The organism is Hyphomicrobium sp., from assembly GCF_020852195.1.
GTDB lineage: Bacteria > Pseudomonadota > Alphaproteobacteria > Rhizobiales > Hyphomicrobiaceae > Hyphomicrobium_C.
The window spans coordinates 1-11595 of record NZ_JADZBI010000049.1 but is presented as its reverse complement, the minus strand read 5'-3'; the positions used below and the strand labels follow the sequence as shown (position 1 = coordinate 11595).

Annotated in this window: 12 protein-coding genes; 11 read left to right on the top strand and 1 reads right to left on the bottom strand. The window is 68.1% G+C overall.

Annotated features, from left to right (window positions below; genetic code table 11):
- Positions 1–202: 202 nt before the first annotated feature.
- From IT540_RS04030 to IT540_RS03985, 10 genes are all read left to right on the top strand, one after another.
- Entirely contained in the window at positions 203–736 is a 534-nt protein-coding gene (locus tag IT540_RS04030; protein WP_366029185.1) for a phage portal protein, read from the top strand.
- Positions 729–1118: a hypothetical protein gene (locus IT540_RS04025; RefSeq protein ID WP_291173637.1), complete on the top strand. Its 390-nt coding sequence runs from the start codon at positions 729–731 to the stop codon at positions 1116–1118. Before IT540_RS04030 ends, IT540_RS04025 begins: the two co-directional genes overlap by 8 nt.
- A 146-nt stretch (positions 1119–1264) precedes the next feature.
- On the top strand, positions 1265–1741 hold the full coding sequence (locus IT540_RS04020) for a hypothetical protein (protein WP_291173634.1): 477 nt from the start codon (positions 1265–1267) through the stop codon (positions 1739–1741).
- A gap of 128 nt (positions 1742–1869) precedes the next feature.
- Entirely contained in the window at positions 1870–2541 is a 672-nt protein-coding gene (locus IT540_RS04015) for a response regulator transcription factor (protein WP_291173630.1), read from the top strand.
- On the top strand, positions 2531–3904 hold the full coding sequence (locus IT540_RS04010; RefSeq protein WP_291173626.1) for an ATP-binding protein: 1374 nt from the start codon (positions 2531–2533) through the stop codon (positions 3902–3904). The genes IT540_RS04015 and IT540_RS04010 overlap by 11 nt, the downstream gene beginning before the upstream one ends.
- A gap of 192 nt (positions 3905–4096) precedes the next feature.
- Positions 4097–4567, top strand: coding sequence for a glycine zipper 2TM domain-containing protein (locus tag IT540_RS04005; protein WP_291173623.1), 471 nt, complete (start codon positions 4097–4099; stop codon positions 4565–4567).
- Between the two features lie 170 nt (positions 4568–4737).
- Positions 4738–5925 (top strand): c-type cytochrome biogenesis protein CcmI, encoded by a 1188-nt coding sequence (ccmI, locus tag IT540_RS04000; RefSeq protein WP_291173620.1) that lies wholly within the window; start codon positions 4738–4740, stop codon positions 5923–5925.
- A complete protein-coding gene (ccmE, locus tag IT540_RS03995; RefSeq protein ID WP_291173617.1) occupies positions 5922–6389 on the top strand; it encodes a cytochrome c maturation protein CcmE in 468 nt (155 codons plus the stop codon). The genes ccmI and ccmE overlap by 4 nt, the downstream gene beginning before the upstream one ends.
- A 172-nt stretch (positions 6390–6561) precedes the next feature.
- Positions 6562–8544, top strand: coding sequence for a heme lyase CcmF/NrfE family subunit (locus tag IT540_RS03990; RefSeq protein WP_291173614.1), 1983 nt, complete (start codon positions 6562–6564; stop codon positions 8542–8544).
- Positions 8545–8551: 7 nt separating this feature from the next.
- The gene (locus tag IT540_RS03985; protein WP_291173612.1) at positions 8552–9064 is read left to right on the top strand and encodes a cytochrome c-type biogenesis protein CcmH; all 513 of its coding nucleotides are present in this window, start codon (positions 8552–8554) and stop codon (positions 9062–9064) included.
- 295 nt (positions 9065–9359) lie between these two features.
- On the opposite strand, the gene IT540_RS03980 is transcribed toward IT540_RS03985, so the two are convergent.
- Positions 9360–10640, bottom strand: coding sequence for a peptidoglycan-binding protein (locus IT540_RS03980; protein WP_291173609.1), 1281 nt, complete (start codon positions 10638–10640; stop codon positions 9360–9362).
- Between the two features lie 169 nt (positions 10641–10809).
- Between IT540_RS03980 and IT540_RS03975 the strand changes: the two genes are divergently transcribed.
- A partial coding sequence (locus tag IT540_RS03975) for a trypsin-like peptidase domain-containing protein (RefSeq protein WP_291173606.1) occupies positions 10810–11595 on the top strand: 786 nt, incomplete at its 3' end.

Sequence of the window (11595 nt, the reverse complement as noted above, 5' to 3'; positions counted from 1 at the left end):
GAGTCGGAGCGTGACGCGCTTGCAGATTTTCTCGACCAGTTGCTGGGTGGCGACTACACAGCTGAAGAGTTGGAAGAGCTGTGGAACAGCTCTGGGGCCGACATCTTCATTCCAGACTCGAACAACCTCATCGCACTATTTACTGCGATGAGACAGCAATTGCACGCGGGCTAGTCGTGCTGGGCGCCGCGCGGGTCGTCCGCTGCTCCTGGAAGGCGACCTCGACTGGAAGCTGCTGTCGCTGTCGCCGAAGGACATGAACTTCATCGCCGCGCGCAACGGTGCGGCGCGCGAGATCGCGCTGGCATTCGGCGTGCCTCCGACTGCGACGGAAACTGAGCCGTCGCTCGTTGTACGGAAATATAAAAAGGAGGGGGTCCGGGGGATACGTTCTCCCGGCCGGGGTGCGGGGCGGGAGCCCCGCTCGCGAAGCGACCGATTGGGGTCGATGTCGGAGGGGGCGATGGCGGACACAGGAGGAAAAGCTACAGCTTGGATCGGTAGGGATACCACCACTGTCAACCGCAAAGAGTTCGATAGGATTTTGCGAGAGCTGACCACAGGCGCCACGGAAACCGAGACACCTGGCGCTTATCGGGGGCTTTGGTATTTGAGGTCTGACAATACAGTAGTCGGAGTACGAATAAGCGAGTTCTATGGCTATACGATTGATATCGTAGACAGCGGTGGAAACGCATTGTTGCGAACCGGGGCGCGGATCCATTGTCTTGATTGACGTCTTGCGAAGGAGTGCTGTCGGCGACACCGCAGCCGAGTACATCGCGACGATCCCAGATGAGATCGACAGCGATGGCGAGGGCCTATGGAAGATTGTTCCTGGCGGCCGAAGCTTCGGTTTTGAGGGAAACGACCTTGCCGAGTTCGTGCGCCTGTGCGTGCTACGCCTACTGGCAGTTGGTGCGGTTCCCGTGCGTCACGCCGAAGATGGCGATCTTGAATGGGTTGAGCAGACCCAGTACGGCGCGACGAAAGAAGAGATCTCCGATGCGATCGTGGCCGAATGGCTTGAGACGGGTGGCGGCAACCCTGAATGGGATTGGCTGTGGTTCGTGACACGCCGCGTCCTCGAAACCAGCCGCCGCTGGCAGGCTGGATGAACTGACCTCGAATACGGAAAAGGCCCGAGCTCCGCTCGGGCTTTTTCATTTTCGCCGCACTCGCCGAGCCCGGCGGCGGCACCACGAGCACAACCTGGAGACATCCCCTCATGGCCTTCCGCGCATGGGAACGGAGGCGCTTTGCGATGCCGCCATCCGAGAGCCTGCCTGTCCCCGACGCGCTCAGAGCCTACGCCGCTATCCGCCGCCGCCGCTACCGCGCGCTGCCGCACTTCCCGCGCTTCGGACGCGGCTGGCTCGCCCGCGTCGAGGCGACGCTGAAGCGCGCCCGCAGCCTCGCGGCCGAGACCGCATCCGCTTCCCCCCAACCAGAAGGAGATACCGACATGACCGAGACGCCGACCGCAAGTACCAGCGGCAAGTGGTGGGGCCATTCCATCACCATCTGGGGCACCATCGTCACCATTCTCTCGACCGTCGTTCCCGCGCTGGCGCCGGTGACCGGCGTCGACGTCAGCGGCGACCTCGTGCAGGACGCAGGCGAGCAGGTGGTCGACGCGGTGCAAACAGTGGGCGCCTTGATCGGGACCCTGATGACGATCTACGGCCGCATGCGTGCCACGGTTCCGCTCCAGAAAGCCCTGCTCAAGCCGAAAGGTTAAAGGCCGCGCGGAGGGCGGCGGACATCCGCCCGTCGCCCGTTATGCCTCTCGTGAGGGACCGGCCTCTAGGCTCGGCCCGCAGGGCCGACTATAGTTCGCCCACACCCGAGGCAATGCTGAGAGGCCCCGTGCGCATACTCGTCGTAGAGGATGACAAGGATCTGAACCGCCAGCTCAACGCCGCGCTGACCGGCGCCGGCTACGCCGTCGATACCGCCTACGACGGCGAGGAGGGCTATTTCCTCGGCGACACTGAGCCCTACGATGTCGTGATCCTCGACCTTGGCCTGCCCAAGATGGACGGCATCTCGATCCTCGAGCAGTGGCGCCGCGCCAAGCGCAACATGCCGGTCATCATCCTGACCGCCCGCGACCGCTGGAGCGACAAGGTCTCCGGCATGGACGCCGGCGCCGACGACTACCTCGCCAAGCCCTTCCACATGGAGGAGCTCTTGGCGCGCGTGCGCGCGCAAGTGCGCCGCGCCTCCGGCCACGCCAAGAGCGAGATCGAGTGCGGCCCCGTGCGCCTCGACACCAAGTCCTCGCGCGTCACCTGCGACGGCCAGCAGGTGAAGCTGACCTCCCACGAATACCGTCTCCTCGCCTACCTCATGCACCACAGCGGCCGCGTGGTTTCGCGCACCGAGCTGGTCGAGCACCTCTACGAGCAGGACTTCGACCGTGACAGCAACACCATCGAGGTCTTCATCGGCCGCCTGAGGAAGAAGATCCCCGCCGACGTCATCGAGACGGTGCGTGGCCTCGGCTATCGCATGAGCCGCGGCGCCGATGACGCTTAACTCGCTCGCCTTCCGCCTGTTTGCCACGTCTCTGGCGTGGGTGCTGCTCGTGCTGCCGATCGCGGGCATTATCATCTATCAGCTCAATCGCGACGACCTGCAGGCCGCCTTCGACAACCGGCTCGAGAAGCTCGTCACCTCCATCGCCGTCGACAGCATGAGCGGCGGCAGCGAGCCGATCGCCCCCAAGAACCGCTACGAGCCGCTGTTCGAGGACGCGCGCTCCGGCTGGTACTGGCAGGTCAGCCCGCTGGACAACAAGGCAGCGGCGACGCTGCGCTCCGCCTCGCTCGGCGACGCGACCATCGACTTGCCCATAGAGCGCAAGATCGAGGCCGACGAGGACGGCGCGCGCTGGATGAAGGCCACCGGGCCTGCGGGCGAAGGCATCCGCCTCGTCGAGCTGATCGACAACCCCGGTCCTCCGGGGCAGGGCCCGCGCTACTCGATCATCGTCGCCGGCCCCATCGACTGGCTCGATACGCGCCTCGCGAGCTTCCTCACCCGCCTCTCCATCGCGCTCGTGCTGACCGGCGTCGGCCTTGTCGCCGCGACGCTGTTCCAGGTGCGCTTCGGCCTGCTCCCCCTGCGCCGCATCGAGCAGGGGCTCTCCGACATCCGCTCGGGCAAGGCCGAGCGGCTCGACGGCGAGCTTCCCGCCGAGATCGAGCCGCTGCAGCAGGAGCTCAACGCGTTGCTCGCCTCCAACCAGGAGATCATCGACCGCGCGCGCACCCAGGTCGGCAACCTCGCGCACGCGCTGAAGACGCCGCTCGCGGTGATCACCAACGAGGCGCGCGAGGACAGGGGCACGCTCGGACGCAAGATCGCCGAGCAGGCCGAGATCATGCGCGATCAGGTGAACCACTACCTCGACCGCGCGCGCGTCGCGGCCGGCGTCGGCGTCATCGGGCGCGCGACGCAGGTGCACGACGTGCTCGAGCCCCTGAAGCGCGCTCTCGAGCGCATCCACCGCGAGCGCGCCATCGCCATCGCCATCGACTGCCCGCCCGACGTCCGCTTCGCCGGCGAGCGCCAGGACCTCGAGGAGATCCTGGGCAACCTCTGCGACAACGCCTGCAAATGGGCCAAGGGCAAGGTCGCCGTCGAGGTCGCGGCCGCGACCAGCCGCCGCCCGCCCGGCCGCCTCACCATCCGCATCGAGGACGACGGCCCGGGGCTCTCAGACGATCAGCGCGCCCGCATCGGCAAGCGCGGCGTCCGGCTGGACGAGACCAAGCCCGGCACGGGCCTCGGACTTTCGATTGTGACGGACCTCGTGCAGTCGTACCGAGGCAGCGTCAGGCTGGACCGGTCGTCCATGGGCGGCCTGCGCGTCGATCTCGTGCTTCCGTCCGCCTGAGGAGACGGCCGATTTTCCGGTGATTAAGCCGAACTTTCGCCTGAATCCCGGTAGAAACGGAGCATGGGATGTGCTTGATGACGAGTCACATTCTGGGCATTCCTTGGGCAGGGTGAGCCCCCCGCCGCACGCGGCGTCGCTAAGACGTGGGATGCGGTGAGAGAATGTCCGCGGGCCAAAACGGGGATCTTCATGCGCGCAATTTGCGCTTCTGCGCTTCTGATGCTGTCGATTGGGCTTGCCGGCTGTGGGCCTGAAGGCCCGAGCAAGGCCGATACCGGCATGGTCGTGGGCGCGGTTGCAGGCGGCATCCTCGGCAACCAGGTCGGTAAGGGCGGCGGCAACATCGCGGCGACGGCCATCGGCGCCGTGGTCGGCGGCATCGTCGGCAGCGAGATCGGCCGCTCGCTCGACGAGCAGGACCGTCGCTATGCGCAGGAGGCCGAGTTCGAGGCGCTCGAGCGTGGCCAGTCCGGCGTTTCCCGTCAGTGGCGCAACCCCGACAACGGGCGCTACGGCGAGGTCGTGCCGAGCCGGCCGTACAAGCGCGGCACGGTCGATTGCCGCGACTACACGCACAAGGTCTTCATAGACGGCCGTCCCCAATCCATGCGCGGCACCGCCTGCCGCAATCCGGACGGCACGTGGAGCAACGTGGGCTGAGCCGGCCGCACCGCGACCCAGCAGCCATCCTCCCGCAGTGCAGCACGTGGTCCCGTCAGCGCGAGAATTCGCGCCTGCGGCGCCAAAACGCCTCCTTACGACCAAGCGGCCCTTGTCAGCCTGGAGTCCCGCCCCTATTGAACCGGGGGGATAGGCTAGAAGGCTTCTAAATGCTGCTTTGGCTCTGCTTCGCGTTCCTGACAGCGGCGATCGTCGCCCTCCTGCTGCGGCCGCTGCGCGAGGCGCCCGCCGAAGCCGTCGCGCCGGCCGAAGCCGACCTCGCCGTCTACCGCGACCAGCTCCGCGAGCTCGATGCCGAGCGCGACCGCGGCCTCTTCATCGACAGCGAGATCGAGAGCGCCCGCGCCGAGGTGGCCCGCCGCCTCCTGAAACGTGCGGGCACGAAGGCGTCCGAGACAGCGGGCGGCGAAGACGAGGCCGCGAGCCTTGCGCGTGCGCGCCGCATCTACACCGCGGTCGCCGCCGTGCTGCCGGTGGCGGGCATCGCGCTCTACCTCGCGAGCGGCTCGCCGCATCTGCCGGATCACCCCTTCGACGAGCGCAAGGCCGCCGAGGTCGGCGAGTCCAACGTCGCCGGCCTGATCGCGCGCGTTGAGGAGCGCCTGCGCGAGCACCCCGACGACGGCAAGGGCTGGGACGTCATCGCGCCGGTCTACCTGCGCCTGCAGCGCTACGCCGATGCCGCGCACGCCTTTGCGCAGGCGAACCGCCTCGAGGGCGAGAGCGTGCGCCGCCTGCTGGGCTTCGCCGAGGCGACGCTGCTCGCCGGCAACGGCATCGTGAGCGAGCCCGTGCGCAAGGCGGCGCTGCGCGTGCTCGAGCTCGAGCCGCAGCGCATCGAGGTGCGGGCCTGGCTGGCGCTCGCCAAGGAGCAGGACGGCGATCTCGCGGGCGCGGCAATCGAGTACCGCGATATTCTCGCCAAGGCGCCCGAGGACGCATCCTGGCGCTCTGCCGTGTCCGAGCGTCTCGACCTCGTGGAGAAGAGGATCAGGGGCGAGCCGGCTGGTGCGCAGCAATCCACCCCGCCGGCCCAGGCCACGGTGCCTGCCGGCGAGATGCCGGACGTCTCCACCATGGCGCCCGCCGAGCGCGACGCCTTGATCGCGCGCATGGTGGACCGCCTGGCCACGCGCCTTAAGGAGAATGGCCGCGATCTCGACGGATGGATCAGGCTCGCGCGGGCCTATAAAGTGCTGGGGCGCGATGACGACGCCCGCGGCGCCCTCGCCAGCGCGCGTGAGCATTTCGCGGGCGAGCAGGCGCCGCTCGACGAGATCGAGAAATCCGCAGCGAGCCTCGGCATCGGAACAGAGGAGCCCGCGAGAGCGCAATGACACGCAAGCAACGGCGAGGTCTCCTGATCGGACTGGGTGTGGGCGTGCTGTCGCTGGCCGCGATCCTCATGCTGTTCGCGTTCCGCCAGTCGATCGTGTTCTTCCATACGCCGAGCGATGTGGCGCAGCATAAAATTGCGCCCGGAGTGCGCTTCCGCCTCGGCGGCCTGGTGGCGGACGGCTCGGTGGTGCGCGGCGAGGGCACCAGAGTTGGATTCACGGTGACGGATACGCTCTCGACGGTTCCCGTGAGCTACGAGGGCATCCTTCCGGATCTCTTCCGCGAGGGGCAGGGCATCGTTGCCGAGGGAACGCTGGGTGCCGACGGCCACTTCGTGGCCGACACCGTGCTCGCCAAGCACGACGAGACCTACATGCCGCCCGAGGTGGCGAAAGCGCTGCAGGAGAAGGGCGTGAAGCTCGGCGAGGGCGCCCGCCATCCAGAAGGGACGGCGAGCCCATGACCCGGTTGGCGTCTCCGTTCTCTTCGTTGGCCTCCCCATTGACGTCATCCCGGCGGAGGCCGGGATCCACGTCACGTTTCCGCCAGGGCGCGGCTTCTGAAGCGTCACATTCGTGGAAGCTTATCTGGATCCCGGCCTTCGCCGGGATGACGGGAGAAAAAGGACACACCGCGTGATCATCGAGCTTGGACACTTCGCGCTGATCCTGGCGCTGCTCGTCGCCGCAGCGCAGACCGTCGTGCCGGCCTGGGGCGCCCATCAGCGCGACGTGCGCCTGATGAAGTTCGGTGAGCCCGCGGCGCTGAGCCAGCTCGCGCTGATCCTCATCGCGTTCCTCGCCCTGATGCACGCCTACGTCACGTCCGACTTCTCGGTCGCCAACGTGGCTGCCAACTCGCATTCCTCGAAGCCGCTGATCTATCGAATCTCGGGCGTGTGGGGAAACCACGAGGGCTCGATGCTGCTGTGGGTGCTGATTCTCGCCGTGTTCGGCGCCGCGGTCGCCGTCTTCGGCAACAACCTGCCGGCGACGCTCAAGGCCAACGTGCTTTCGGTGCAGAGCTCGATCGCGCTCGCCTTCCTGCTCTTCATCCTGCTCACCTCGAACCCGTTCGAGCGCCTCGACCCCGCGCCGTTCGACGGGCGCGGCCTGAACCCCATCCTGCAGGACCCGGCGCTCGCCTTCCATCCGCCGTTCCTCTACATGGGCTACGTCGGTTTCTCGCTCGCCTTCTCGTTCGCCATCGCCGCCCTCATCGAAGGCCGCACGGATGCCGCCTGGGCGCGCTGGGTGCGCCCCTATACGCTGCTGGCCTGGATGTGCCTCACCATCGGCATCGCCATGGGCTCCTGGTGGGCCTACTACGAGCTCGGCTGGGGCGGCTGGTGGTTCTGGGACCCGGTCGAAAACGCGTCGTTCATGCCGTGGCTGGCCGGCACCGCGCTGCTCCACTCCGCGCTCGTCATGGAGAAGCGTGAGGCGCTGAAGGTCTGGACCATCCTGCTCGCCATCCTGACCTTCTCGCTCTCGCTGATGGGCACCTTCCTCGTGCGCTCGGGCGTGCTCTCCTCCGTGCATGCCGTCGCCGTCGATCCCGGACGCGGCGTCTTCGTGCTCTCCATCATGGCGCTGTTCACCGGCGGCGGCCTCGCGCTGTTCGCGTATCGCGCCCGCGACCTGCAGCAGGGCGGCATCTTCTCGCCCATCTCGCGCGAGGGCGCGCTGGTCCTGAACAACGTGCTCCTGACCACCGCCTGCGTGACGGTGCTGGTCGGCACGCTCTATCCGCTCGCGCTCGAGTCCCTGACCGGCGCCAAGATCTCCGTCGGCGCTCCCGATTTCAACATGACCTTCGTGCCGCTGATGATCCCGCTCCTGCTCGCGCTTCCACTCGGGCCGTTGCTGGCATGGAAGCGTGCGGACATCGCCGCCGCCATGGAGCGGCTGATCGCGGCCGGTGTCATCGCCGCTGTCGTGCTGGTGGCATCGTTCGCGATCGCCTGGCGCGGTCCGTGGCTGGCGCCGTTCTGCTTCGCCGTCGGCGTCTGGGTCATGGCCGGCGCCCTCTGCGAGACGGCGTTCCGCATCAAGCTCGGAAACGCGCCGCTCGCGGAATCGCTGCGCCGGCTTGCCAATCTCCCGCGTGCCGCCCTCGGCACCATGCTGGCGCACTTCGGCGTCGGGATGATGGTGGTGGGCATCGTCGGCACTAGCGCCTACAAGAGCGAGGAGATCCTGCTCATGAGGCCGGGCGACAAGGCGGTGATCGCGGGCTACGAGCTCGCCTTCCGCGGGGCCGCGCCGGCCAAGGGTCCGAACTATACCGAGACCATCGGCGTGTTCGACGTGACGCGGGGCGGCACCCCCGTGACGCGCCTCGAGCCGTCGAAGCGGCTCTACGACGCCCCGCCGCAGCCGACCTCGGAGGCCGGCATCTACGCCGCCTGGACCGGCGACCTCTACGCCGTGCTCGGCGACCAGCAGCCGGACGGCGGCTTTGCCGTGCGGCTCTATTTCCACCCGCTCGTGCGCTGCATCTGGCTCGGCGCGCTGGTGATGTTCTTCGGCGGCGCCGTCTCGCTCTCCGACCGTCGCCTGCGCGTCGGCGCCCCGCGCCGCGCCTCGCGCGCGCCGGCCGGCGTCCCGGCCGAGTGAGGATGCGATGAGGCTCGGTGCAACACCTCTCGTATGTGCAGCCCTTGCTGCCGGCTTAGCCGCCTTCGCCGTCGGGGACACGCCGGCCTACGCGGTGACGCCGCAGGAGGTGCTGGCCGACAAGGCGCTCGAGAAGCGCGCGCGTGACATCTCGGCGGAGTTGCGCTGCCTCGTCTGCCAGAACCAGTCCATCGACGATTCCGACGCGCCGCTCGCCCACGACCTGCGCGTGTTGGTGCGCGAGCGCCTGACCGCGGGCGACACCGATCAGCAGGTGCGCGCCTTCATCGTTGACCGCTATGGCGAGTTCGTGCTCCTGAAGCCGCCCTTCTCGGCCGCCACGCTTCTCTTGTGGCTGATGCCGCTGCTCGCGCTCGCGGGCGCCGCGCTGATCCTGTGGAACGCCTTCGGCGCGCCGCGCAAGCCGGCGACGGCCGCCGCGCCGGCGAACAAGCTCTCTGCCGACGAGCAGGCTGCGCTCGACGCGCTGCTCCGGGACGAGCAACGCGATCGATCCTGATCTCGTCGCGCTCCCCCGTCTCGCGAGGATCCTGCTCGCGTGGCGAAGGTGGAGAATGGCGTGGGTGCCGGCCGTCCATGCGAAGCATGGCTTCGCCATGACGCCGGCATGACGTCATTTTTGTTGAAGGCGCTCGCAGCAAAACACAACGTCACCCCGACGAAGGTCGGGGCCTCCGCAAACTTCCACGAACGCAACATTTCAGGTGCTCGAAATCCCGTTGTGGCCCATAGATCCGGCTCTCGCGGCTGCGCGATGGCGGCGTCGCGCAGAACCGGGACCCAGGGCCGCATGCTCAGCGCGGCAGGCGTGCGTTGCCGCGAGTCGTGGTGTGCGAGCCGACGCTGCCGGTCTCGATCTGTGTGGGCCGAGGCGTGCCGGGCGTACCGCGCCGCTCGGCATCACGCGCCGCGAGCCGCTTCAAGAGCGCCACCGTCGCAAGCCCGGTCTGGCCGCGTCCCTCCGCGCGCTCGAAGGCCCGCACAGCGGCGTTGAGCAGCGGCCCGTAGACACCGTCCGGCGTCCCGCGGTAATGCCCCTCGACCTTGAGCAGGCGCTGCAGCACGATGACGTCGTCCCGCGAGGCGAGGATCTCCGCGCGCGCGAGCGCGTCCAGCGCCGGCCGGAACGCCGCCGCGCCGACGGCGGTGTTGGCCACCGTCTCCGATTTGTAGCGGTGCACGACCTCGCCCTTTTGTGTCAGCACGCGTGCCTGCAGGTAGGTGCCGACGTTGATGCCGACCACCTCGGGACCTTTCGGGCCGTCGATCAGCATGGGCGAGCCGGACGAGGCGCCGCCCGTATCGCAGGTGTGCAGGATCACATGATCCGCATCCACGAAATCCTTCGCGATCGCCCTCCAGTCCGCGCCGCCAAACGAGCGGCGGATCGCGCACGGCGCGCCGAGCGCCAGCTCCCAGGCGCCGAAGTCGCGGTGGTAGCTGACCTGGTAGACGCGCTGCGCCGCCGACAGCTTGATCAGCGCGCGGGCGGGCTGCCGGCTGATCGGCAGCGCATGCCCCTTGCAGATCGGCTTGCGGATGCGGATCAGCGCCCAGTCCTGGGCGGCGTCGATCGGCGGCCGGACGCGGAGTTCCAGCGATCCCGCCGCCACGTGCTGCGCCTCTCCGTTGTGCTCCGATCCGGCGATGCGTGAGCTGAGCGCCGGCCCGTCGTGCGGCTGCAGGCGGAACTCGACCCCCTTGAGACGCAGCGGCCGCTCGCCCGCGGTGCGGAACAGGCAGTGCCCGGCCGTCGCGATCATGTCGTCGCCGACGCAAAACGCCGTGCACACCGAATGCGACCGCCCCTCGTAGATGAGGCCGATGGAGCGGCGCAGCGCCGCCTTGTCCGCCGGCAGCGCCATCCGGTCGTCTGTCCCGAAAACGGCGACGCGGTGCAGCAATCCGGGCCGCGACGGTCCGAATTCGGGACCGGACGGTGGCTGCGGCAGCGGCCCCGACCAGGCTGCGCCGGCCCCGGCCAGGCCGGCCGCGAGGACGCCCGCCCCTAGGCCGCGAAGGGGGCGGTCCAAAGCGGCCCTCAAGGCCCGGATGCGTCGCAGGAAATCTTTCATTACCAACTCTTAACGTGGCCGAAAGGCAGCCGTAAGGCCGGAAGGACTACCTCTGCAGGCGACAGTCGTTATCAGCGCTTCTGAGCGGAGGACTTGAATGCTTATTTCCGGTGATAGGGCGTCCAGAGCAAAGACCGGGCCAAGGTCGAAGGAAGCCTCGGGACGCCGGATGGCACACGCAACCGTTGCCGCGGCGGCATCCGTGGCCGTTCTCATGGGCGGACTCGCGCCGCGGCCGGCGCTGGCGCAGCTCGCCCCCGATGCGCCTTCGGTCGAGACGCCGTTCGGCCGCGCGCCGCTTTCCTTTGCGGATGTCATCGAGAAGGTGAAGCCGTCCGTGGTCTCGATCTCCGTGGTTGCGGGGGCCAAGCGGGACAAGAACGCCAAGGGCCTGCCCGAAGGCTTCCCCGACATCCCCGAGGACAGCCCCTTCTACGAGTTCTTCAAGAACCTGCCGAAGGAATTCCGCAACATGCCCCAGCAGCGCCCCTCGCAGGCGCAGGGCTCGGGCTTCGTCATCTCGCAGGACGGCTACGTGGTGACCAACAACCACGTCGTCGAGGGCGCGAACAAGATCCACGTCAGCTTCGACGACCAGGAGAAGCTCGAGGCGGAGCTGGTCGGCACCGACCCGCGCACCGACATCGCGCTGCTCAAGATCAAGTCGTCGAAGACGTTCCCGTTCGTGAAGTTCGCCGAGAAGCCGGCGCGCGTCGGCGACTGGGCGCTGGCCGTCGGCAACCCGTTCGGCCTCGGCGGCACGGTGACGGCGGGCATCGTCTCGGCGCTCGGCCGCGACATCGGCTCTGGCCCCTATGACTTCATCCAGATCGACGCCGCGGTGAACAAGGGCAACTCCGGTGGCCCGACCTTCAACCTCAACGGCGAGGTTATCGGTGTGAACACCGCGATCTTCAGCCCCTCGGGCGGCAACGTCGGCATCGCTTTCGCTGTG